Below are 23454 nucleotides of genomic sequence, written 5' to 3'. Positions count from 1 at the left end.
GGGCGCGGGTCGCCCTCCCGCGGTGGGCGCCCGGCGCACGCGCCCGGGCTCAGGATTCCTTCGCGCCCGTGTACATCTCGTCCAACAGGTGCCCGAACTCGCGCTCCACGGCCGGTCGCTTGAGCTTCAGGCTCGGGGTCAGGTCACCGTGTTCGACGTCGAGGTCACGCGGCAGGATGCGGAACCTCTTGATGGTCTGCCAGCGTTGGAGCCCTTGGTTCAGCTCCGTGACGTAGCCGTCGACGAGGGTGACCGTCTCGGGTGCGGCGAGCACCTGCGCGTACGACTTGCCGGCGAGGCCGTTGTCGCCGGCCCAGCCGAGGATCGCCGCCTCGTCCAGGGCGATGAGCGCGGTGCAGAAGTTGCGGGCGGCGCCGTGCACGACGATGGCGGAGACGTACGGACAGATCGCCTTGAACTGTCCTTCGACCTCCGCCGGGGCCACGTACTTGCCGCCCGAGGTCTTGATCAGGTCCTTCTTGCGGTCGGTGATCCGCAGGTAGCCGTCCTCGGACAGTTCGCCGATGTCCCCGGTGTGCAGCCAGCCGTCGCTCTCCAGGACCTCGGCGGTCCGTTCGGGCAGCCCGTGGTAGCCCTCCATGACGCCCGGTCCGCGCACCAGCACCTCGCCGTCCTCGGCGATCCGCACCTCGGTGCCCGACAGCGGCTTGCCGACCGTCCCGGTGCGGTAGGCCCCGCCCGGGTTGACGAAGGACGCGGCCGACGTCTCGGTCAGGCCGTAGCCCTCCAGGATGTGCACCCCGGCGCCGGAGAAGAAGTAGCCGATCTCCGGGGACAGGGCCGCGGAGCCGGAGATGCAGGCCCGCAGCCGCCCGCCGAACGCCTCGCGCAGTTTGCCGAAGACCAGGGCGTCGGCGATCTTGTGCTGGGAGCGCAGGCCGAAGGGGACGTCGGCGCGGCCGGTGCGACGGAAGCTCTCCTGGCTGGCCTTCGCGTACTCGCGGGAGACGCCGGCGGCCCACTGGAAGATCCGGTACTTCGCGGCGCCGCCGGCCCGGGCCTTCGCCGCGACCCCGTTGTAGACCTTCTCGAAGATCCGGGGCACGGCCGCCATGTACGTCGGCTGGACGATCGGCAGATTCTCGATGATCTTGTCCACGCGTCCGTCGACGGCGGTGACGTGGCCGACCTCTATCTGCCCGGAGATGAGCACCTTGCCGAAGACGTGGGCGAGCGGCAGCCACAGGTACTGGACGTCCTCCCCGCTGATCAGCCCGGTCGCCGCGATGGCCTTGGCCATGTACGACCAGTTGTCGTGCGGGAGCCGCACGCCCTTGGGCCGGCCGGTGGTGCCGGAGGTGTAGATCAGGGTGGCCAGCCGGTCGGCGGTGATCGCCTCGACCCGCTCCCGCACCAGGTCCGGCTGCCGCTCCAGCAGGGCGGCGCCCCGGGCCTCCAACTCGGCGAGGGTCAGCACCCAGCCCTCGGGGTCGGCGGGGTCGGGCTCGTGGCCCTCGGCGTCGATGAGGACGACGTGCGCCAACTCCGGCAACTGCGCGCGGCATTCGCGGGCCTTGGCGAGTTGCCCCGCGTCCTCGGCGACGAGGACCCGGCTGCCGGAGTCCGCGATGATGTACGCGGATTCCGGTGCGTTGGTCTGCGGGTAGACGGTGGTGTTGGCGGCGCCCGCACACAGGATCGCGAGGTCGGTGAGGATCCACTCCACCCGCGTCGCCGCCATCAGCGCCACGCGTTCCTCGGGCTCCACGCCCAGGTCGACCAGTCCCGCCGCGATGGCGTACACCCGCCGGGCGGCCTCCCCCCAGCTCAGGGACCGCCAGGCGTCGGGCCCCGTGCCGGAGGCCGCCGGCACCGGGTACCGGTAGGCCTCGGCGTCGGGTGTGCGTTCGACGCGCTCCAGGAACAGATGGGCCACCGAGGGCGGCCGGTTCTCGATCAAGCTCTGTGTGTCGCTCACGACGTCCTCCGGGCCCGCGGCATTCCGTGGTGCGTCCGACTGCGGGCGGCTCGCTGCGGCTGTGTACGTACGGCTACTGGGGGGTGGCGGCTTCCTACTTAACTCACTGGTACTTAACTCACTAGTAACTACCGGGCAGTGATCAGGTTAGAGCGCACCGATCCCGTGCGTAAGGGGTCGGATGCCCTCACTGGTCACAGTTGTCGATCGGTATGGACACGGCAAAGCGGGTGACGGGCAGACATCCCGCCCATCGGACCCCGCACGCCGACCGGACCCCACACACCCGTCGGGCCGCACACGGCGACGGGCCCGTGGACACGGTGTCGTGTCCACGGGCCCGTCGCCGGACGAACCGCCGGCTCGCTCCTCCTGCTTCTCCTGCTACTTCTTGCTCTTGCCGCTGTCGTCGCTGGACAGCACGGCGATGAACGCCTCCTGCGGGACCTCCACGGAGCCGACCATCTTCATCCGCTTCTTGCCCTCCTTCTGCTTCTCCAGCAGCTTCCGCTTCCGGGAGATGTCGCCGCCGTAACACTTGGCGAGGACGTCCTTGCGGATGGCGCGGATGGTCTCGCGGGCGATGACCCGCGCCCCGATCGCGGCCTGGACGGGCACCTCGAAGCTCTGCCGCGGGATGAGCTCCCTGAGCTTGGCGACGAGCCGGACGCCGTACGCGTACGCCTGGTCCTTGTGGGTGACCGCCGAGAAGGCGTCCACCTTGTCGCCGTGCAGCAGGATGTCGACCTTGACGAGCTGGGCGCTCTGCTCGCCGGTGGGCTCGTAGTCGAGGGAGGCGTAGCCGCGGGTCTTCGACTTGAGCTGGTCGAAGAAGTCGAAGACGATCTCCGCGAGCGGCAGGGTGTAACGGATCTCGACCCGGTCCTCGGAGAGGTAGTCCATGCCGAGCATGACCCCGCGCCTGGCCTGGCACAGCTCCATGATCGAACCGATGAACTCGCTGGGCGCGAGGATCGTGGCCCGCACGACCGGCTCGTACACCTGGTCGATCTTGCCCTCGGGGAACTCGCTCGGGTTGGTGACGATGTGCTCGGTGCGGTCCTCCATGATCACCCGGTAGACCACGTTCGGCGCGGTCGCGATCAGGTCGAGGCCGAACTCGCGCTCCAACCGCTCCCGGACCACGTCCAGGTGCAGCAGCCCGAGGAAGCCGACGCGGAAGCCGAAGCCGAGCGCGGCGGAGGTCTCCGGCTCGTAGACGAGCGCGGCATCGTTGAGCTGGAGCTTGTCGAGCGCCTCACGCAGGTCCGGGTAGTCGGAGCCGTCCAGCGGGTACAGCCCCGAGAAGACCATCGGCTTCGGGTCCTTGTAGCCGCCGAGCGCTTCCACGGCGCCCTTGTGCTGGCTGGTGATGGTGTCACCGACCTTGGACTGCCGGACGTCCTTCACGCCGGTGATCAGATAGCCGACCTCGCCCACGCCGAGCCCGTCGGAGGGCAGCATCTCGGGCGAGCTGACGCCGATCTCCAACAGCTCGTGGGTCGCGCCGGTCGACATCATCTTGATCCGCTCGCGCTTGCTGAGCTGGCCGTCGATCACCCTGACATAGGTGACGACGCCCCGGTACGAGTCGTAGACCGAGTCGAAGATCATGGCGCGGGCGGGCGCGTCGGCCACCCCCACGGGGTGCGTGACCTCGGCGACCACCCGGTTGAGCAGGGCGTCGACCCCGACCCCCGTCTTGGCGGAGACCCGCAGGACGTCGTCGGGCTCGCAGCCGACCAGGTTCGCCAGTTCCTCGGCGAACTTCTCCGGCTGCGCCGCGGGCAGGTCGATCTTGTTGAGCACCGGGATGATGGTGAGCTCGTTCTCCATCGCCAGGTACAGGTTGGCCAGGGTCTGCGCCTCGATGCCCTGGGCGGCGTCCACCAGGAGGACGGTTCCCTCACAGGCGGCGAGCGATCGTGACACCTCGTACGTGAAGTCCACGTGACCCGGGGTGTCGATCATGTTGAGGATGTGGGTGGTGCCCTGGTCGGGCCCCTCGGTCGGCGCCCAGGGCAGTCGAACCGCCTGGGACTTGATCGTGATGCCGCGCTCCCGCTCGATGTCCATGCGGTCGAGGTACTGGGCGCGCATCTGCCGCTGATCGACGACTCCGGTGAGCTGGAGCATACGGTCAGCCAGCGTGGACTTGCCGTGGTCGATGTGCGCGATGATGCAGAAATTCCGGATCAGAGCCGGGGCAGTACGGCTGGGCTCTGGTACATGCTGAGTGGTCGCGGGCACGCAGGGTCCTGTCTCTTGAGGCTTCTCACGCCTCGGCTCGGATCGTCACCTAGCCTCCATCGTCCCACGGGCGGGGCACTGCGGCCGGTTTGGGCCGCCGGGAGGCCGACTGGTAACCTGGGCCGTTGTGTCTCCTGCCCTCTCAGCTGGAGACGCGGCACGGAGCACCGGATCCCGGTGATCCACTCGGCACCCCGGTCCGGCCGGTCCTCCCGGTCCCGGTCCGTGGCGCCACCCCAGAACGAAATCACCGGCGCGTACGGGCCTGGACCCGTGCGTGCCTAGAACCTGTGAAGGCTCATTCGTGGCGAACATCAAGTCCCAGATCAAGCGGATCAAGACCAACGAGAAGGCCCGGCTGCGCAACAAGGCCGTCAAGTCTTCCCTGAAGACCGCGGTCCGCCGTACCCGTGAGGCCGTCGCCGCCGGCGACGTCGAGAAGGCCACCGCCGCGCAGCGCGACGCTGCGCGCAAGCTGGACAAGGCCGTCTCGAAGGGCGTCATCCACAAGAACCAGGCCGCCAACAAGAAGTCGTCCCTGGCTTCCCAGGTCGCCGCCCTCAAGGGCTGAACGTGACGCGTGGGGTCTGACCCCACGTCCACGAACCGTGGTCAGGACCAGCACGTGAAGCGTTCGCGCCCACGCACCGGCTCCGCCGCCACACCGACTTGACCGCCGGAGGGGACCCAGCGGGCCCTCTCTTCCGCTCCCGTCCGGCAATCCGGGCCGGCACGCGGCCTGCGTTCGCCACGCGGGTGCCGGCTCACCTGTCTTGATCCGAGGACCTCGTACCCCGCCTTCCCCAGGCGGCCGGTACGGGGTCCTCGGCGTTTCCGCTCGTCGACGTCTTCCGGGGCCCGGACGCAGGGCGTGGGACCTGACGGGGTCAGCCGCGGCGGGAGCGGGCCGCGCGGGCGATCGCCACGACGGCCTTCTCCAGGGCGTACTCGGGGTCGTCGCCACCGCCCTTGACCCCCGCATCGGCCTCCGCCACGGCGCGCAGTGCCACGGCCACCCCGTCCGGGGTCCAGCCGCGCATCTGCTGACGGACCCGGTCGATCTTCCAGGGCGGCATGCCCAGCTCCCGGGCGAGGTCGGCGGGACGCCCCCCGCGGGCGGAGGACAGCTTGCCGATGGCCCGGACCCCCTGCGCGAGGGCGCTGGTGATCAGCACCGGGGCGACACCCGTCGACAGCGACCAGCGCAGCGCCTCCAACGCCTCGGCCGCCCGCCCCTCGACCGCCCGGTCGGCGACCGTGAAGCTCGACGCCTCGGCACGGCCGGTGTAGTAGCGGCCGACGACCGCCTCGTCGATGGTGCCCTCGACGTCCGCGACCAGTTGGGCCACCGCCGAGGCCAGCTCCCGCAGGTCGCTTCCGATCGAGTCCACCAGTGCTTGGCACGCCTCGGGGGTCGCGGCCCGGCCGAGCGTGCGGAACTCCCCGCGCACGAAGGACAGCCGGTCGGCGGGCTTCGTCATCTTCGGGCAGGCCACCTCGCGCGCGCCCGCCTTGCGGGCCGCGTCCAGCAGCCCCTTGCCCTTGGCGCCGCCCGCGTGCAGCAGCACGAGCGTGATCTCCTCGACGGGCGCACCGAGGTACGCCTTCACGTCCTTGACGGTGTCCGCGGACAGGTCCTGCGCGTTCCGTACGACGACGACCTTGCGCTCGGCGAACAGCGACGGGCTGGTCAGCTCGGCGAGGGTGCCGGGCTGGAGTTGGTCGGGGGTGAGGTCGCGGACGTCCGTGTCGGCGTCGGCGGCCCGCGCGGCGGCCACGACCTGCTGCACGGCGCGGTCGAGCAGCAGTTCCTCCTGCCCCACGGCGAGCGTGAGGGGGGCGAGCAGGTCGTCGGTTGCGGTCTTCTTGGCCATCACGCTCCAGCATCCCACGTCCCGCTGACACTCCCGGGCCCGCCGGTCCGGCCGCCCTGGCGGCCCGATCCGGCCAGGGGAGTCGGTTTGCCGCCAACTCCGGGCAACCCGGTCACGACACGGTCCCGTGCTGGCTACACAGGGGAGCACGGTGCGGCCGGGGGTCGGGGGCTGCCGAGGGGGAGGACGCGTGGTGCCCGTGGTGGAGAACGACGAGCGAGGGGCCGGTGAGCGGTGAGCCCGCGCCGACCTCGCCGAGGGCCCGTACGACGGCCCGTCCGTCGATCCGCCGGACGGTCGGGACGTCGGCCCGCCCGACGGCGCCGGGGAACCAGCGGCGAACAACTGGTCGTGGCCCTGTTCGCCCTCGTGGTGGTGTGGGTGATGGTGACGGGGGCGCTGCGGTGGCTGGCCGCGCACCCGGTCGTCCTCGTGTCGCTGCTGGCCGCCGTCGGCGGGGCAGGGGCGTTCTGGATCGTGCGGCGACGGGAGCGGGCCCGGTGGGAACGGGTGCGCCGGCACGGACTGCGCTACGCCCTGCCGCAGATCGACGCCCTACACCATCGACAGTTCGAGTACGCGGTGCGGGACCTGATGCACCGGGACGGCTGCGCGGACGCCGTCCAGGTGGGGGGCGCCGGCGACAACGGCGCCGATGTGAAGGCGACCGACCCGTACGGCCGGCGGTGGGTCATCCAGTGCAAGCACCGGCGGGCGGGCCTGTCCGGGTCCGCGGTCGGCACCCCCGACCTGCACGTGCTCAACGGCACCGGCCGCCCCGTGCACCACGGCGACGTCGTCGTCCTCGTCACCAACGGTCGCTTCACCGGCAACGCCGTCGACTTCGCCCGTTCCCAGCGGCTCCACCTCGTCGACCGCGCCCTCCTCGCCCGCTGGGCCGGCGGGTCGACACCCCTGTGGGAACTGCTCGGCGCAGTACCTCCGCCGCGCCGGCCGACCTCCCTGTCCTGACCCGGGCGGGCGCGGGGGTCTCGTCGGGAGGGGCGACGTCATCCGAGGTCAGAGGGGAGAACCGGGGTGGGTGCCGGGGAAGAAGTCGGCACTCTGGACGTACTCCATGGCCCGGACGAACTCCGGGTCACCGAGGCGGCGTTCCAGCTCCTGCGGGCCGGGCTCCTCCACCCGGGTCTGGATCCAGTACAGGTTGCCCAGTGGATCGCGCACCCGACCGACCCGGTCGCCGAAGAACAGGTGGGTGACCTCGGTGACCGAGGTCCCGCCGGCCGCGACCGCGCGCCGGTGCACCGCGTCGGCGTCCTCGACGTAGAGGCGGAGGAAACCGGGGGTCGGCGGCCACTCCGGACGCGCGTCGAACATCATCACCACCGCGTCGCCGATCCGCACCTCGGCGTGCTGGACGGTCCCGTCCTCGTCGGTGAGGCAGGCGAGTTCCTCCGCCTGGAATGCCCGCTCCATGAAGTCGATGAGTTGCCGCGTGTCGCGGGAGATGATCCACGGCGTCACGGTGGTGTAGCCCTGGGGAACCGGCTTGACGGACATCTGACTGCCTCCTGGAGTACGAGCGCCACAACGTGTCGAGCACGCTAGGGCGCCTATAGGTCAGATCTCGTCCTAGAAGCCGATTCCCGGTGCCGGTGCACGAACCGCGCGCACCCGGTGAACACCGCCCGGGCCGGGTCCGCCGGCCTTGCTGCCGGCGAGGGCCGGCTAAGGCTCCTCCCGCCAGCCCTCCCACTCGGCGGCGAAGTCATCCAGCCCCCGCGGGTCGAGGCGGCCCCGCGGGTCCTCCACCACCACCAGCCACTGCGCGTCCTCGGCGTCGTCCTCGCCGGCCAGCGCGTCCCTGACGAGCTGCGGTTCCTCCTGTACCCCGAACCGGTCGCGCAGCGCCTCGGCGGCTTCCTCGGCGGCGTCCCGGTCGGGCAGCACCAGTACGTGTCTCACATCGCTCACCCCGTCATTGTCCGGCACCGTCGCGGGCGGGATCGTCACTGTCCCGCGGGCGCTCGACCGTTGACAGTGGTCGATCGGCTGATGACCGGACGGGCGGGGTGGGGGGCGGGCGAGGCCGGGCGGGGCCGGGCGGTCAGCCCTTGGGGACGATCTGGATGTCGAGCGTGATCTCGATGCTGGGTCCGACCACGGCGATCCCGCGGGCGAGCATCGTCTGCCAGGTGATCGTGAAGTCGTCGCGGTGCAGTTCGGTGACCGCCCGGCACGCGGCCCGCGGCTCGCCCTCCATGCCGTTGCCGAGGCCCAGGTACTCCGTGTCGAGCGTCACCGTCCGCGTCACGCCGTGCAACGACAGCGCCCCCGTGACGTTCCAGCGGTTGCCGCCCCGGTGCACGAAGCGGTCGCTGTAGAACTCCAGGGTCGGGAAGCGTTCGACGTCGAGGAAGTCCGCCGACCGCAAGTGGTCGTCGCGCATCCGGACGTTGGTGTCGATGGACGCGGCGTCGATCACCACGTGCAGCGCGGACTCCTCCATCCGCTCACCGATCCGCAGCGCGCCCGCGAAGGTGTTGAACCGCCCGTGGATCCGGGCCATTCCGATGTGTCGTGCGGTGAATCCGATGGAGGAGTGCGCGGGTTCGACCGTCCAGTCACCGGCCACGGGCAGGGGCTGGGGCGGTGCGGGCTGGAGCAGCACGTCACCGACCGACGCGTGCGCCCCCTCGCCCACCGTCGCGCTCCCCCGGTACGGCGTGTACCCCTCCGAGGCCACGGCTATCCGGTACTCGCCCGCCGGCACCGTCGCCACGAACTGTCCGTACGGATCGGTGCCGCCGCTCACCACCACGCGCCCGGCGGGGTCGGTGACCGTCAACTCGGCCTTTCCCACGGGCTCGTTCACCACGTCGAGCACCCGGCAACTGAGCGCTCCGGCGGACGGGGGCACCGTCATCGCCGAGAGGGGACCGCCCCGTCGTGCGTTCCTGCGGTTCCCCAGCCAACGGCCCAGCATTCCCGATACCCCCCACGGTCGCGCAACATCGTTCGACGTTCAATCGGCACAGCATTCGACCACCTTCACCGCTTGCGAAGCAAACGCACCCCGCACCGCCCGACCCGTCGCACCTTCGGCACCCACTCAACATCCCTGGCCACCAACCCATTCACTCCCTCCCCTCTGCTCGACCCCCTGTTCACCCAGCGTTCCCATACGCAACGCTCGCAACGGTCAACCCGCTGTGACCACTGCGGCCGAACCGTCCTCCGTACCGACCACCGCCACGGAACCGTCGCGGTCGGTGCGCAACACCCTCGCCCCGGTCGCCCGCAGCGCCGCGACCGTACGGCCCGAAGGGTGTCCGTACGGGTTGTCCGCACCGCAGGAGATCAGCGCCAGCCGCGCACCGGTCCGACCGAGCAGTTCGGGGTCCTGGAACGCCGACCCGTGGTGCGCCACCTTCAGCACGTCCACCCGGGCCGTCCGGGCGCCCAACGGGCCGCTGGCCAAGGCCCGTTGCCCCGGCGGTTCCAGATCCCCGAGCAACAGCATCCGCAGGCCCCCGCTGCGCACCAGCAACGTCACGCTCGCGTCATTGGGGCCGAACGGAACCGGCGGGGCGCCGTCGCCGGGACCCGGACCCTGGGGCCACAACACCTCCCACTCCACGGACCCGGTGCGGCGCCGCTCACCCGCGACGGGGCTCCGCAGGGGCACGCCACCGCCCGCTGCGACCCGCCGGACCATGGCGGCCTGGGCCACCGGCTCCGCCAGCCCCGTCGTCTCGATCGCCCCCACCGCTCGGCCCCGCAGCACACCCGTGAGGCCGCCCACGTGATCGGCGTGGAAATGCGTCAGCAGCACGAGCGGAACCCGGGTGATCCCGAGGGACCGCAGACACGCGTCGATCCGCTCGGGGTCCGGCCCGGTGTCCACGACCACCCCCGTGGCGGTGCCCGCCGCCAGCACCAGCGCGTCCCCCTGGCCCACGTCACACATGACGAGCCGCCAGCCGGGCGGCGGCCAACCGGTGGCCCACCGGGTCAGCGGCACCGGGCGCACCACCGCCAGGACCAGCGCCACCGTGCACAGCAGCGCCAGCCACCGGTGCCGCAGCAACCACCGTCCGACCCACAGGACCCCGAGCGTGACCACCACGAGGAGCAGCGCACCGCGCCAGCCGCCCGGCCAGTCGACCGACCCCCCGGGCAGCGACGCGCCGGCCCGGGCGATCCGGGCGATCCACTCGGCCGGCCAACCCGCGCACCAGGCCGACGCCCGGGCGGGCGGCATCGCCACCGGTGCCGCGACCAACGCGCCGAGCCCCAGCACCGTGGCGGGCGCCACCGCGAACTCGGCCAGCAGGTTGCACGGCACCGCGACCACGCTGACCCGCTCCGCGAGCACCACCACCACCGGCGCGCACACCACCTGGGCGGCGGCCGATGCGGCGAGCGCTTCGGCCGGGCGGCCCGGCACCCCTCGGCGGCGCAACGCGGCGCTCCAGCCGGGCGCCAGGGTCAGCAGCGCCCCCGTCGCCAGTACGGACAGCAGGAACCCGGGGCTACGCGACAGCCACGGGTCGTACAGCACCAGCAGGAGCACCGCCGCGGCCAGCGCCGGGAGCAGGGACCTGCGGCGCCCGGTCACCATGGCCAGCAGGGCGATGCCGCCGCACGCCGCAGCCCGCACGACGCTGGGCTCCGGCCCGCACACCACCACGAACCCGAGGCTGAGCCCGGCGGCCAGGAACGCCGTCGCCCGCAACGGGATGCCGAGCCTCGGCGCCAAGCCGCGGCGCTCCGCCGACTGCGCGGTGCCCGGCGGGCCGATCAGCAGCGCCAGCAGGATCACGAAGTTCCCTCCGCTGACCGCCAGTAGGTGCGTCAGATCGGTCGCCTCGAACGCCTCCCGCAGATCGGGTCCGACCCGCGAGGTGTCGCCCACGACCAGTCCGGGCAGCAGCGCCCGTGCGTCGGGGCGCAGCTCCGAGGTCGCCGCCCGCAAGCCGCCGCGCAGATCCCCGGCGAACTGCTGCACCGCCGACGGTCCCGCCACCGCGACCGGGCCCCGGCTCCCGTCCACCCGGACGACGGCCGCGATGTCGCCCCGGCCGCCGTACGGCGGCGACAGCCGTCCCTCGACGCCGAGCCGGGTGGAGGGCAGCACCGACAACCAGCGCTGCGGCGCCCGGTCCGCGTCGACCATCACCAGGACCGGGGTGCGGGTCCTGGTCACCGTCCCGTCCCACCGGTCCACCCGGACGACCCGCGCGTCCATCAGCACCAGTGGGGGTGGTGCACCGCCGCTCGACGCCCGCGGCCGGGCCCGCCGGGGGTCCGCTGTCACCTCCACCTCCAAGGTCGCCACCGCGTGGCGGTCCGCGAGTTCCGGTACCGGGCCGCGCCACAGGTCAGCCGCGTGCAGGGTCGCCGTCCCGGCCGCAGCCGCCACGCACAGCAGCAGCGCCGCCCCGGTGACCATCGCGCCGCCCCGGTCCCGGCCGGCGCCCCTGACGGCCGCCCGTCGTCGGGCGGCCACCAGGAGGCATGCCGCGCCCAGCACCGCGCCCGCCACCACGGCCACGGACCGACCCGGCGGGGCGCCCAGCGCCAGTGCGGTCGTCCCCCACACGGTGAGGGCCACGGGCAGCAGACGCAGGTCCGTGCCGGCCCCGGCTCCCGCCACCCCGGTCGGCGGGGGTGCGGGGCCGGGCGCAGGGGCGTTCACGGCTGGACCAGGTCCTTCAGGTTCGCGAAACGGCGGTCGCCGATGCCGGTCACTTCGCGGAGCTGCGCCACGTTCCGGAATCCGCCGTGCGCCGCCCGGTGGTCGATGATGCGTTGGGCCAGCACGGGGCCGACGCCGGGCAGGGCGTCGAGTTGCGCGGCGGTCGCCGAACTCAGCGAGACGGGTCCGGCGGCCGGGCCACCGGCTCCGGACGGGCCACCGGCTCCGGCCGCGCCGGTCGAACCCGCCGAACCGACCGGGCCCGCCCCGAGCGGGGCGCCGGCGGAGGCGCCTGGTGCTTCGGCACCCTGGGCCGGGGGGCGAGCGCCCACGACGACCTGTTCCCCGTCCACGAGTAGTCGCGCCCGGTTGAGGCCGGTCGTGTCGGTGCCCGGCCGCACCCCGCCCGCGGCGCGCAGTGCGTCCGCGACCCGGGCGCCGACGGGCAGCCGTAGCAGCCCGGGCCGGCGCACCTTGCCCCCGACGTCGACCACGACCTGCCGACCGCCCCCGCCGACCCGACCGGCCTCCCCGGCCCCAGCCCCGGCACCGGTGGTCGCTCCCGGGGCCGGGGCGTCCCGCTCCGGTGGGGCAGGGCCGACCGCCCGGGGGATGCGCACGGGCTCCGGACGTCCGGTCCGGTAGTGGTGCACGGCCAGGCCCACCGCGAGCAGCAGCACGACCGTCAGCGCGACGAGCGCCCGCCCGTGCAATGCGCACCGCGCGCGGAGCCAGACGGGGAGGCGTTCCCGTACGAACAGCGCGGCGCGCTCACGGCGTCCGGCGACCCGCTCTCCCGACTCGGGTGGAGCGGAAGCACCCGACTGACCGTCGTGGACGGTGGGTTGGACGAGGGGCCGGGAGGGAGATAGAGGAGTCATGTGCCCGACGGTAGGCGTCCCGCCCGATCGAGGATGATCATGGTCAAAATCCGTGGAACGACGGGTAGTTGTGGATAACTCGCTCACTCTTCCGAGCGGCTCCAGCGACTACCCATTGACGTTTGAGGGCGCAGCGCCCCCGCGCGGGTCGACCGGTGCGAGGACGCCGAGCCGGTCCTCGATCGCCTGCGCCGCGTCCAGGCACAGGTCCTCCCGGAACGCGCGCCCGACGACCTGCACTCCGGTGGGGAGCCCGTCGGTCGTCCCGGTCGGTACGGCCACCCCGGGCACGCCCACGAAACTGGTCACGGTGCACAGGCGCATCCCCGACGCGACCCGGTCCCGCCCCGCCCGGTCGCGCGACTCCAGCCCCGGCTCGACCGGTGGTTCGGTGAAGACCGGCCCGAGCAACAGGGGGTACTCGTCGAGAAATTCGGCCCAGGAGCGGCGGATGTTCGTCCAGGTGCCCAGTAGCCCCACCAACTCGTCCGCACTCGCCGGCGGCGTCTTCTCCCTCGCCATCCCGAGGTAGCGGTCGCCGCCCTCGCCGAGCAGTCGGCGCACCACCGGCCAGGTCGGGGCGAACTCGGTCATCGTGATCCGGCCGTACGCCTCCAGGGCCTCGTCCAGCCGAGGCACGTCCGTCACTTCGCGCACGTCGTAGCCGGCGTCGCGGAGGGCGTCGGCCGCGGTGGCGACGGCCCGGCCGACCGTGGGGTGGACGCCGTGCCCGCCGGGGTCCGCCACGACCGCGACCCGCACCGGCCCGGGAAGCGGTTCGCCGTAGGCGGGTACCGGCACGGCCCGCGGGTCGCGGGGATCGGCCCCGGCCAACACCTCGTAGGCGAGCCGGAGATCGCTCACGCGGCGGGCCAACGGACCGTCGGTGACCAGCAGCTGGGAGGCCGGGCCGGGGTCGTCGGGGCCGAGGACGCGCTGGTCGGCGGGGAACCGGCCGGTGGACGGCTTCAGGCCGGCCACACCGCAGAACTGGGCCGGAATGCGCACCGACCCGCCGGAGTCGTTGCCGAGCCCGAGCGCCGCCATGCCGGTGGCGACGGCGACCGCATCACCCCCGCTGGAGCCGCCCGGGGTCCGATCGGCGTCCCAGGGGTTGACCGTGTCGCCGAACAGTTCGCTGCGGGTGTGCATCCCCGCCAGGATCAGGGTGGGCACATTGGCGTGCCCGATGGGGACGGCCCCCGCCGCGCGCAGCCGGGCCACCGGGAGCGCATCGGCCGGCGCCACCAGATCACGGAAGCGCGGCGTCCCGAAGGTGGTCGGCACGCCTTCGACGGCGGTGGTCTCCTTCACCGTGAACGGCACGCCCGCGAGCGGGCCCAGCGTTTCGCCGGCGGCCCGCTGACGGTCCGTCCGCGCCGCGGCCTCCCGGGCGCGTTCCGTCAGGAGTTGCGTGACCGCGTTCACCTGCGGGTTGACCGCGGCGATGCGGTCCAGGTGGCTGTCGATCAGCTCGACCGCCGAGACCTCCCCGCTGCGCACGGCCGCCGCCTGCGCGGTGGCCGACAGTTTCCACAGGGCGTCCTGCATGACGTCCCCCTCCTCGTCCAGGTACCGATGCGTGTGCATCGGTACCGTACCCATGGAAGTGATGCGCTCGCATCGAATAAAGTGCACGGTCCGGGCCGCAGCACGCGAGGAGACGAGACATGCCCAGGCAGGTGGACCATGCGGGACGACGCCGCCTCATCGCCGAGGCCGTCTGCCGGCTCGCCGACGAACGCGGGCTGGAGGGCGTGACCCTGCGCGACGTCGCCCGTCGCGCGCAGGTGTCGATGGGCGCCGTCCAGCGGTGCTTCCGCACCAAGGAGGAGATGCTCGTGTTCGCCCTCGGGCACATCGGCGAGCAGGTCAACGAACGGGTGCGGGCCCGGCTGGTCAGGAGCCCCGCCCAGTCGGCCGGCACCGCCCTGGGCCATGCGGCCACCGAGGTCTCACTGCTCCGGGAGGAGCACCGCGCCGAGGCCCGGGTCTGGCTCGCCTTCGTCGCACAGGCGGCCGTCAACGAGGCGCTCGCCAGCACCCTGAAGGCGAACTACGCCGCCTTGCAGGAGGCGTTCACCCGGCTCATCGCGGAAGCCGGCGAGGACGCCACCGGGGCAGTCGACGGCGACCCGGACGGGAACGGCGTGCGCGCCGATCCGCGGCTCGACGCCCGCACCCTGCTGGCCCTCGCGGACGGTCTCACCGCGCACGTGCTCATCGGCCACCTCACCCGTCAGCAGGCCCATGACGTCCTGCACGCGCACCTGGCCGGTTTGTGGGAACGGCCGGTCCGACCGCCCCGGACCCGCTAGGCGGGGCCGAGGCCCGCCGAGACCACGACCGCCAGCAGCCCGGGCCCGGTGTGCGCCCCGATCACCGCCCCGACCTCGCTGACGTGCATCTCGCCCAGTGCGGGGACGCGCCCGCGCAGCCGCTCGGCCAGTGCCGTCGCCTTCTCCTCCGCGGCGAGGTGGTGCACGGCGATGTCGGCCGACCCGACGGCAGCCGCGCGTTCCACCGCCAACTCCTCCAGCCGGGCGATCGCCTTGGCCGCCGTACGGACCTTCTCCAGCGGCTCGATCCGCCCGCCCTGCAGCTGGAGCAGTGGCTTCACGGCGAGCGCGGAGCCGAAGAGGGCCTGTGCCGTACCGATCCGCCCCCCGCGGCGCAGATAGTCGAGGGTGTCCACGTAGAAGTAGGCGGAGGTCCCCTCGGCGCGCTTCTCGGCGGCGGCCACCGCCTCGTCGACGGAGGCGCCCGCGGCGGCGGCCTCGGCGGCGGCCAGGGCACAGAAGCCCAGCGCCATGGCGATCATCCCGGTGTCGACGACCCGGACGGGCACGGGCGCGGACCGTGCGGCGAGCACGGCGGCGTCGTACGTGCCGGACAGCTCCGAGGAGAGGTGGAGGGACACGATGCCGGAAGCCCCCGCGGCGGCGACCTCGCGGTAGGTGGCGGCGAACTCCTCCGGGCTCGGCCGGGAGGTGGTCACGGGCCGGCGCTTCTGGAGGGCCTCGGCCACGGAGCGGGCCGAGATCTCGGTGCCCTCCTCCAAGGCGCGGTCGCCGAGGACCACGGTCAGGGGCACCGCGGTGATGTCGTGCTGACGCATCGCCCGCTTCGGCAGGTGGGCCGTGGAATCGGTGACGATGGCGACATGGCGGGACATGGGCTGGAGGTTACCTGTCGGGGCGTGGGGGCGGCAGTCCGGGCCGGGCCCGCCCGCCCGGGGGGCGGTGGGTCAGGTGGTGCTTTCCGGCCGGGGCTTCTTCTCCCACGTGTACGGGGGCGGCGGGGTGCTCGGCGCGAGGGAGGGCCGGGCCCGCTCTTGCCCGGCGGGCCGTTCCTGCCCGGCGGGGCGGACCGGGTCGGGGGTCGCGGTCGGTCCCTGCAGTGCGGCGGAGGACGCCCCCGGGGTCGGCTCGGTCGTCCAGTGCCGCAGGGCGCCGGCCTCCATGTCGATCTGGAGGCTCAGGGAGTCGAGGTCGTCATGGGCGAAGCGGTGGGCCCGGTCGCGGGCGGCCCAGCGCAGCGAGTCGGCGGAGTTCACGATCTGGTCGGTGCGCTCGCGCATCTCCGGCAGCACCGCGACCAGCTTGGACCGGTCGGGCTCGCTCTCCAGCCGCTTCAGCTCGTGGTCCAGCTCGTGACCGTGCGTGCTGAGACGGTCGAAGAGGGCCAGCGACTCCTTGAGCGACTCGTCCTCGCCGACGCCCGCCTGGAGGGCGTCCTGTGTGGCGCGCATGGACGTCCGCAACTTGAGCCGGAGTTGCGCCAACTCGGCGGCCGGGCCGATCTGCGTGTACGACTTGGCCTTGAGCGTGGTGTCCTCCACCGTGCGCCGCGCCTGGTTGATCGTACGGTCCACTCCGCGCTTGGCGGCACCGACCACCTTGACCACCGCATAGGCGCCCACCGCCACCAAGAGCACGCAGAGCAGCACCACGATGGCGATCAGGGCTTCCATGACGGTCCTCTCGCGGTCCTGTACGACTCTCCACGGTAAACGCTAAACGCCGTCCGGGGGTTCCCTCCCTCCCCGGGGCTCCCCCCGGGGATTCCCTTAGGTGACGCCCCGTACGCACGACGGAGCCCCACGGGTCCCGTACGACACGGCCCGCCCCCGGGGAGGGTTCACCCGGCCGGTGCGGGCGGCGCCGTGACGACCGCCCGCACCGGGATCACGCCGGCACGATGTTGACCAGCTTCGGCGCGCGCACGACGACCTTGCGGATGTCGGCGCCGCCCAGCGCGGTCCGGACCTTCTCGTCGGCGAGCGCGACGCGCTCCAACTCCTCGTCGGAGATCGACGGGGGCACCTCCAGACGGGCCTTGACCTTCCCCTTGACCTGGACCACGCAGGTGACGGTCTCGTCCACCAGGTAGGCCGGGTCGGCGACCGGGAAGTCCCGGTGGACGACCGAGTCGGTGTGGCCCAGCTTGCGCCACAGTTCCTCGGCGACGTGCGGGGCCAACGGCGCCACCATGAGCACCAGGGATTCGGCCACCGGGCGCGCGACCGGCCCGGACGCCCTGGTCAGGTGGTTGTTCAGCTCGGTGATCTTGGCGATGGCGGTGTTGAAGCGCAGGCCCTCCAGGTCCTGACGGACCCCGTCGACGGTCTTGTGCAGGGCACGCAGGGTGTCCTCGGCGGGCGCCCCGTCCGTGACGGTGACCTCACCCGTCGCCTCGTCCACGACGTTCCGCCACAGCCGCTGGAGCAGCCGGTACTGGCCGACGACCGCACGGGTGTCCCAGGGACGGGACACGTCCAGCGGACCCATCGCCATCTCGTACAGGCGCAGGGTGTCGGCACCGTACTCGGCACTGATCTCGTCCGGGGTGACCGCGTTCTTCAGGGACTTGCCCATCTTGCCCAGCAGCCGGCTGACCTCCTCCCCCTGGTGGAAGAAGACGCCGTCGCGCTCCTCGACCTCGGCGGCCGGCACCGCGATGCCCCGGGCGTCCCGGTACACGTACGCCTGGATCATGCCCTGGTTGAACAGCTTGTGGAACGGCTCGGACGAGGAGACGTGCCCCAGGTCGAACAGGACCTTCGACCAGAAGCGGGCGTACAGCAGGTGCAGCACGGCGTGCTCGGCGCCGCCGACGTACAGGTCGACGCCGCCGGTGGGCATGCCCTCGCGCGGGGACATCCAGTAGCGCTCGATGTCGGGGGCGACCAGCTGGCGGTCGTTGTGCGGGTCCAGGTAGCGCAGCTCGTACCAGCAGGAACCCGCCCAGTTGGGCATGGTGTTGGTCTCGCGGCGGTACGCGCGCGGGCCGTCGCCGAGGTCCAGGGTGACGTTGACCCAGTCCGCGTTGCGGGACAGCGGGGTCTCGGGCCGGGTGTCCGCGTCGTCCGGGTCGAAGGTGCGCGGCGTGTAGTCGTCGACCTCCGGCAGCTCCAGGGGCAGCATCGACTCGGGCAGCGCGTGGGCGACGCCGTCCTCGTCGTAGACGATCGGGAAGGGCTCGCCCCAGTAGCGCTGGCGGCTGAACAGCCAGTCGCGCAGCCGGAAGTTGACGGTGCCCTCGCCGATGCCCTCGCGCTCCAGCCACTCGGTGATGCGGGCCTTGGCCTCGGTGACGCCCAGACCGTCCAGGCTGATGTCCGCGCCGGTGGAGTTCACCAGCTTCGCGTCGTAGGAGGCGAAGGCGTCGTCCCAGGTGGCGGGGTCGGTGCCGCGGCCGTCGTCGGGCTCGACCACACAGCGGATCGGCAGCTCGAAGGCGCGCGCGAAGGCGAAGTCGCGGGTGTCGTGGGCGGGCACGGCCATGATGGCGCCGGTGCCGTAGCCCATGAGCACGTAGTCGGCGATGAAGACGGGGACCTGCTCGCCGCTGACCGGGTTGGTGGCGTACGCGCCGGTGAAGACGCCGGTCTTGTCCTTGGCCTCGGCCTGGCGCTCCACGTCGGACTTGGCGGCGGCCTGCTTGCGGTAGGCGGCGACGGCCTCGCCGGGCGTGGCGTGGCCGCCCGTCCAGATGTCGTGGGTGCCCTCGGGCCAGGCGGCCGGGACGATCCGGTCGACCAGGTCGTGCTCGGGCGCCAGCACCATGTACGTGGCCCCGAACAGGGTGTCCTGACGGGTGGTGAAGACGGTGATCACGTCGGCGCCGGGGGCGGAGCCGGTGCCGCCCGAGACGGCACCCGTGACGGCGACGGGCGCGGAGCCGTCCACGGCGACGGGGAAGTCGACGCGGGCGCCCTCGGAGCGGCCGATCCAGTTGCGCTGCTGGAGCTTGATCGCCTCGGGCCAGTCCAGCCCGTCCAGGTCGCTCAGCAGCCGGTCGGCGTAGGCGGTGATGCGCATGTTCCACTGGCGCAGCTTGGCCTTGAAGACCGGGTAGTTGCCGCGCTCGGAGCGCCCGTCGGCGGTGACCTCCTCGTTGGCCAGCACGGTGCCCAGGCCGGGGGCCCAGTTGACGGGCGCGTCGGAGGCGTACGCCAGGCGGTAGCCGCTCAGGACGTCGGCGCGCTCCTTGGCGTCCAGCTCGTGCCAGGCGCGGCCGTCACCGGGTACGGCCCGCTCACCGCTCGCGAACTGGGCGATCAGCTGGTCCACGGGGCGGGCCTTGCCGGCCTCCTCGTCGTACCAGGAGTTGAAGATCTGGAGGAAGATCCACTGGGTCCACTTGTAGTACGCGGGGTCGATCGTGGCGATCGAGCGGCGCTGGTCGTGGCCCAGTCCCAGGCGGCGCAGCTGGCGCTTCATGTTGTCCATGGCCGCCTCGGTGGACACCCGGGGGTGGGTGCCGGTGGCGACCGCGTGCTGCTCGGCGGGCAGGCCGAAGGCGTCGAAGCCCAGGGTGTGCAGGACGTTGTGGCCGGTCATGCGCTGGTAGCGGGCGTACACATCGGTGGCGATGTACCCCAGGGGGTGCCCCACGTGCAGTCCCGCACCCGAGGGGTACGGGAACATGTCCATGATGAACTTCTTGGGGCGCGCGACCAGGTCGGGGTCCCCGGCCAGGTCACCGCTCGGGTTGGGCGCCTCGTAGGTGCCCTCGGCCTCCCAGGTGTCCTGCCAGCGTGCCTCGATGTCGGCGGCCAGGGCCGCCGTGTAGCGGTGCGGAGCGGCTGCCTCCACGGCGCTTTCCGCAGTGGCGGGGGAAGAATTCGTCTCGCTCATGATCCCTAAAGCTCCATCGATCGTCATCTGCCTGCGGTCGGCGGCCCGTTCACGGTGCGGCCCGGAAACGAAAAAACCCCTCGCACAGGAGGGGGCGCCACGCTGATGCCGACCGGATCCGTCGTCCGTCGGGACTGATCAGCGCGGCCCGCTAAGCAGAAGGCGTACGGCACGCATGGCGTCAGGGTACCGCAGGCCCCGTGGGGTCGCCTACGGCACCGGGGCGCGGCGGGGCGCGCTCCGCGGGGGCCGTTGCGCACGGGCGTGGGAGGCGCCTCATGCGGGCGTGGGAGGCGCCTCAGGGAACCGCCGGGGACGGACCGCGCGAATCGGGCGGGCGCCGCACCGGCCCGCGACGGCACGTTCGGCCGGAATCCGGGGCGCAGGGGACGACGGGTCACCGGCCGGCCGGATGCGCGTGAGAGGGACGTGAAGATCCCGTGAGCCCATCCACACCCAGAGCTTTGGCCAATGATTACTCCGCGTATCTCCACCTACCGGGACAAACGCTGGATCACACCCCCCTTTGGTAACAGGGCAATAACTCGAACCCCGTACGCCTTGCGCGGGAGCCGACTTAGAGTGCCGCAGCGGGACCACTTTGCCGCGCCCCTGGGAGTCGCCCCATGAACCCTCCGAACCCTCGTACTCACAGTCCCCTCAGCCCTCGCAACGCCCGCCCGGCTCGCAGTCCTCGGGACGGAGTCCGGAGCCGAAGGAGAAGGCCAACCAGGAAGAGGAGTGCGCCCGCCGGCCCCCCGCACTCCTGGACGAGGGGAGGTGCGACGGCGGGCCTGCTGTTGCTGGCCCCCCTCCCCGTCGTCGTCGGGGGCGAGGAGTTCCGCGGATTCGTCGACTTCGCCGCGGGCGTGCTCTCCCTGGTCGCGCTCACCTGCTCGGTGATCTGGGGACTGGTCGCCTCCGACCGCGTCTTCCTGAACCCCCGTCAACGACTGCTCGCGCAGGCCGTCCACCGGACGACGGCGGTCGCGTCCGTCGCGTTCCTGCTGCTGCACGCCACCGTCAAGGTCACCCTCGACCACACGACGCTCCTGGCCGCCCTCGTCCCCTTCAGCCTCGGAGCGGGCGGCACGGCCGGACTGATCGGACTCGGCTCCCTGGCCGCCCTGCTGATGATCGCCACGGCGCTCACGGGCGCCCTGCGCAGCACCTTCGCCTCTCCGGCCCCGGTGGCCGCCCGCTGGCGCGCGGTGCACGCGCTGGCGTACCCGGCCTGGTGCGCCGCCCTGCTCCACGGGCTCTTCGCCGGGCGCCCCGCCGCGGGCTGGGTGACGTTCCTGTACGGCACGAGCCTGCTGGCCGTGATCACCGCGATCGGGCTGCGTGCGGCGCCCGGCGCGGTGAAGCGGAACGTCACCGACCGGGTGCTCGCCGCGCTCGGCCCCCGCCCGGCCGGCCCCGAGCGCACGCCCCGCCACGACCGTGACGGCTCGCCGTTGCCCGGCGTCGAACCGGCCGCCCGGGCGTTCACCGCCGTACGGGACCCGTACGGCGCAGGGCGGGCCGGGGACCTCCCGGCGCCCGGCCCGGCGCTCGACCGCCACGGAGTTCCCCCGCTGCCGCTGTCCGCCCCCTCGATCGGCGGGGCCCGCACCAGCACCGGCTCCGGCCTCGGCATGGCCGCCGCCTATCGCGCGGTGTCGCCGGAGCCGAACGGGCCGGGGCGATGGCCGGTCCCCTCGCCCGCGCCGCCCGCCGAAGCCCCGCGGCCGGCACGCGAACCGCTGGACGTCACGACCCCGCTGGACGTCACGACCCCGCGCGGTGCGCAGACGTCGTCGGGCGCACCGGGCGACCCCGCGCGCCCCCTCCACGCCGCGCACCCCGTACGCCCCGCACACCACCCCGCACACCCCGCAGACCCCGTACGCCCCGCAGCCGCCGCAGCGCCTCCCGGCCCCTTCCAGGCCGCTCCGCGCTCCGGCGAGCCCTGGGGCTCCCCCGCCGCGCCCACGGGACCCGCCGGGGGGCGGCAGTGACGGGCGGCGCGGGCCTGCCCGACGTGCCCGAGGTACGGGTCGTGGGACTGCCCCACCTCACCTCGGGATTCGACCTCGTGGAACGGCTCGACCTGGGGACGCACCTCAAGGTGCACGGCCCGCTCGCCCCGATCGGCGGTGAACGGCTCGCCGCGCTCGCCGAGCGGATCGCGCTGCGGGGGCGCGGCGGCGCCGGGTTCCCGTTCGCGCGGAAACTGCGCGCGGTCGCCGACTCGGCGATCCGCCGGGGCGTGCGCCCCGTGGTCGTCGTCAACGGCAGCGAGGACGAGCCCGCCTGCCGCAAGGACACCGTCCTGCTCAACCGGGCCCCGCACCTCGTCCTGGACGGCGCCCTGCTCGCGGCCGAGGCACTCGGGGCACGCGCCCTCGTGGTCGGGGTGACCAGGGACTCCACCCAGCGGTCCATGGAGCACGCCCTCGCCGAACGCGGGCTGTCCCACCGCAGGGGCGCCCCCCTGCGGGCCCGGGTGCAGCGCAACCCGGTGCGCATGGTGACCGGCGAGTCGTCCGCGCTGATCCGCTCGGCGGACGGCGGCCCGCCGAAGCCCCCGGGGCGCAAGGTGCGCGCCTCGGAAGCCGGGGTGGGCGGGGCCCCGACCCTGCTGTCCAATGCGGAAACGTTCGCGCAACTCGCGGTGGCGGCCCGGACCGGCGCCGACCGGTACCGCGCCACGGGGCTCCCCGACGAACCCGGAACGGTCCTGCTCACCCTGTCCGGCGCGGTCGCCCGGCCGCTGGTGCTGGAGGTGCCCTCGGGCGTGCCGCTGAGCTACGTGCTCCAGCTCGCCGGTGCGCCGCCGCTGCTCCAGGGCGTGTTGACCGGTGGTTACCACGGCCGGTGGCTGGACGCCCCGACCGCGCACGAGGCGGTGGTCGCCCGGGCCGCCCTCGACGCGGTGGGCGGGGCGCTCGGGGCCGGGGCCGTGCTCCCCCTCGGCCAGGACACCTGTCCGCTCGGCGAGGCCCTGCTGGTGGCGCGCTGGCTGGCGGGCGAGAGCGCCGGACAGTGCGGTCCCTGTCACCGGGGGCTGCCGGCCGCGGCACGGGGTCTGGAGGACGTCCTCCAGGGCGGTGGGCCGGCGGCTCTGGAGGCGTTGCGTCAGGTCACCCGGGCCGTGAAACGACGGGGCGCGTGCCAGCACCCGGACGGCTCGGCCGCGTTCATCGAGTCGGCACTCGCCGCGTTCACGGACGATCTCGCGGCGCACGTGCTGGGCGGCGGCTGCGGCCGTACGGTGCGGGCGGTGCTCCCGCTCCAGGCGGTCGGCGAAGGGGCGTCCGGGGGCGGCGACGCGGGCCCCAGCGGACAGCGCCTCGCCGTCGACTGGACGCTCTGCCAGGGGCACGGGCTGTGCGCCGACCTCGTGCCCGAGCTGATCCAGCTGGGTCCGGACGGCTACCCGTCGACGGCCGAGGTGTCGGTGCCGCGCTACGCGCAGTCCCGGGCGGTACGGGCGGTGCGCCGGTGCCCCGCGCTGGCGCTGCGCCTGGAGGGCAACCCGACGGACCCGGCGGGCGCCGGGGGCGGGTCGGTGCTGCCGGTGCTCCCGGCCCGGCTGCCCGCTCGGGGCCGGCACGCCCTCGGCAGCGGACCGGCCGGTCGGCAGGCGCCGATATCCGGCCGGACAGTACGTCGAACAACGTTCCGTCGATGAACTCCCGGTGCCCGACGGCCTGTTCGGCCA

At 73.2% G+C, this 23454-nt stretch carries 17 protein-coding genes; 5 read left to right on the top strand and 12 right to left on the bottom strand.

The window, feature by feature from the left end; genetic code table 11:
• Positions 1-49: 49 nt before the first annotated feature.
• Positions 50-1939, bottom strand: a complete 1890-nt coding sequence (locus ACFWIA_RS33760; protein ID WP_387011086.1) for an AMP-dependent synthetase/ligase — start codon at positions 1937-1939, stop codon at positions 50-52.
• 384 nt (positions 1940-2323) lie between these two features.
• Positions 2324-4189 carry a translation elongation factor 4 gene (gene lepA / locus ACFWIA_RS33755; protein WP_387011085.1) on the bottom strand — a complete coding sequence of 622 codons (1866 nt, stop codon included), beginning with the start codon at positions 4187-4189 and terminating at the stop codon, positions 2324-2326.
• A 304-nt stretch (positions 4190-4493) separates the two neighbouring features.
• Here lepA and rpsT point away from each other — a divergent pair, with 304 nt between their 5' ends.
• Positions 4494-4760 (top strand): 30S ribosomal protein S20, encoded by a 267-nt coding sequence (rpsT, locus tag ACFWIA_RS33750; protein WP_387011084.1) that lies wholly within the window; start codon positions 4494-4496, stop codon positions 4758-4760.
• A 316-nt stretch (positions 4761-5076) separates the two neighbouring features.
• Here the strand turns inward: rpsT and holA are convergent, their stop codons facing one another.
• Complete coding sequence (holA, locus tag ACFWIA_RS33745) at positions 5077-6063, bottom strand: DNA polymerase III subunit delta (protein WP_387011083.1); 987 nt, start codon at positions 6061-6063, stop codon at positions 5077-5079.
• A gap of 351 nt (positions 6064-6414) precedes the next feature.
• Between holA and ACFWIA_RS33740 the strand changes: the two genes are divergently transcribed.
• Entirely contained in the window at positions 6415-7035 is a 621-nt protein-coding gene (locus tag ACFWIA_RS33740; RefSeq protein WP_387011082.1) for a restriction endonuclease, read from the top strand.
• Between the two features lie 48 nt (positions 7036-7083).
• On the opposite strand, the gene ACFWIA_RS33735 is transcribed toward ACFWIA_RS33740, so the two are convergent.
• The 6 genes from ACFWIA_RS33735 to ACFWIA_RS33710 form a co-directional block, all read right to left on the bottom strand.
• Positions 7084-7584, bottom strand: a complete 501-nt coding sequence (locus tag ACFWIA_RS33735) for a VOC family protein (protein WP_387011081.1) — start codon at positions 7582-7584, stop codon at positions 7084-7086.
• Positions 7585-7752: 168 nt separating this feature from the next.
• Entirely contained in the window at positions 7753-7998 is a 246-nt protein-coding gene (locus ACFWIA_RS33730; protein ID WP_387011080.1) for a hypothetical protein, read from the bottom strand.
• A gap of 133 nt (positions 7999-8131) precedes the next feature.
• Positions 8132-9010 carry a YceI family protein gene (locus ACFWIA_RS33725; protein WP_387011079.1) on the bottom strand — a complete coding sequence of 293 codons (879 nt, stop codon included), beginning with the start codon at positions 9008-9010 and terminating at the stop codon, positions 8132-8134.
• A 216-nt stretch (positions 9011-9226) separates the two neighbouring features.
• Positions 9227-11725, bottom strand: coding sequence for a ComEC/Rec2 family competence protein (locus ACFWIA_RS33720; protein WP_387011078.1), 2499 nt, complete (start codon positions 11723-11725; stop codon positions 9227-9229).
• Positions 11722-12606, bottom strand: coding sequence for a helix-hairpin-helix domain-containing protein (locus ACFWIA_RS33715; RefSeq protein WP_387011077.1), 885 nt, complete (start codon positions 12604-12606; stop codon positions 11722-11724). The genes ACFWIA_RS33720 and ACFWIA_RS33715 overlap by 4 nt, the downstream gene beginning before the upstream one ends.
• Positions 12607-12714: 108 nt before the next feature.
• Entirely contained in the window at positions 12715-14157 is a 1443-nt protein-coding gene (locus tag ACFWIA_RS33710) for an amidase (protein WP_387011087.1), read from the bottom strand.
• A gap of 119 nt (positions 14158-14276) precedes the next feature.
• Here ACFWIA_RS33710 and ACFWIA_RS33705 point away from each other — a divergent pair, with 119 nt between their 5' ends.
• Positions 14277-14924, top strand: coding sequence for a TetR/AcrR family transcriptional regulator (locus ACFWIA_RS33705; RefSeq protein WP_387011076.1), 648 nt, complete (start codon positions 14277-14279; stop codon positions 14922-14924).
• Here ACFWIA_RS33705 and ACFWIA_RS33700 read toward each other — a convergent pair.
• The 3 genes from ACFWIA_RS33700 to leuS form a co-directional block, all read right to left on the bottom strand.
• A complete protein-coding gene (locus tag ACFWIA_RS33700) occupies positions 14921-15781 on the bottom strand; it encodes a DegV family protein (RefSeq protein WP_387011075.1) in 861 nt (286 codons plus the stop codon). The genes ACFWIA_RS33705 and ACFWIA_RS33700 overlap by 4 nt on opposite strands.
• A gap of 72 nt (positions 15782-15853) precedes the next feature.
• The gene (locus tag ACFWIA_RS33695; protein WP_387011074.1) at positions 15854-16579 is read right to left on the bottom strand and encodes a hypothetical protein; all 726 of its coding nucleotides are present in this window, start codon (positions 16577-16579) and stop codon (positions 15854-15856) included.
• A gap of 214 nt (positions 16580-16793) precedes the next feature.
• Positions 16794-19748, bottom strand: coding sequence for a leucine--tRNA ligase (gene leuS, locus ACFWIA_RS33690; RefSeq protein WP_387011073.1), 2955 nt, complete (start codon positions 19746-19748; stop codon positions 16794-16796).
• Positions 19749-20548: 800 nt separating this feature from the next.
• On the opposite strand from leuS, the gene ACFWIA_RS33685 reads away from it, so the two are divergent.
• Both ACFWIA_RS33685 and ACFWIA_RS33680 read left to right on the top strand, forming a co-directional pair.
• On the top strand, positions 20549-21748 hold the full coding sequence (locus ACFWIA_RS33685; RefSeq protein ID WP_387011072.1) for a cytochrome b/b6 domain-containing protein: 1200 nt from the start codon (positions 20549-20551) through the stop codon (positions 21746-21748).
• 41 nt (positions 21749-21789) lie between these two features.
• Entirely contained in the window at positions 21790-23424 is a 1635-nt protein-coding gene (locus ACFWIA_RS33680; RefSeq protein ID WP_387011071.1) for an NADH-ubiquinone oxidoreductase-F iron-sulfur binding region domain-containing protein, read from the top strand.
• Positions 23425-23454: the final 30 nt, after the last annotated feature.

This window comes from Streptomyces sp. NPDC127068, assembly GCF_042724695.1.
In the GTDB taxonomy this organism is placed as follows: Bacteria; Actinomycetota; Actinomycetes; order Streptomycetales; family Streptomycetaceae; genus Streptomyces.
This window is presented reverse-complemented; position numbering and strand designations above follow the sequence as displayed.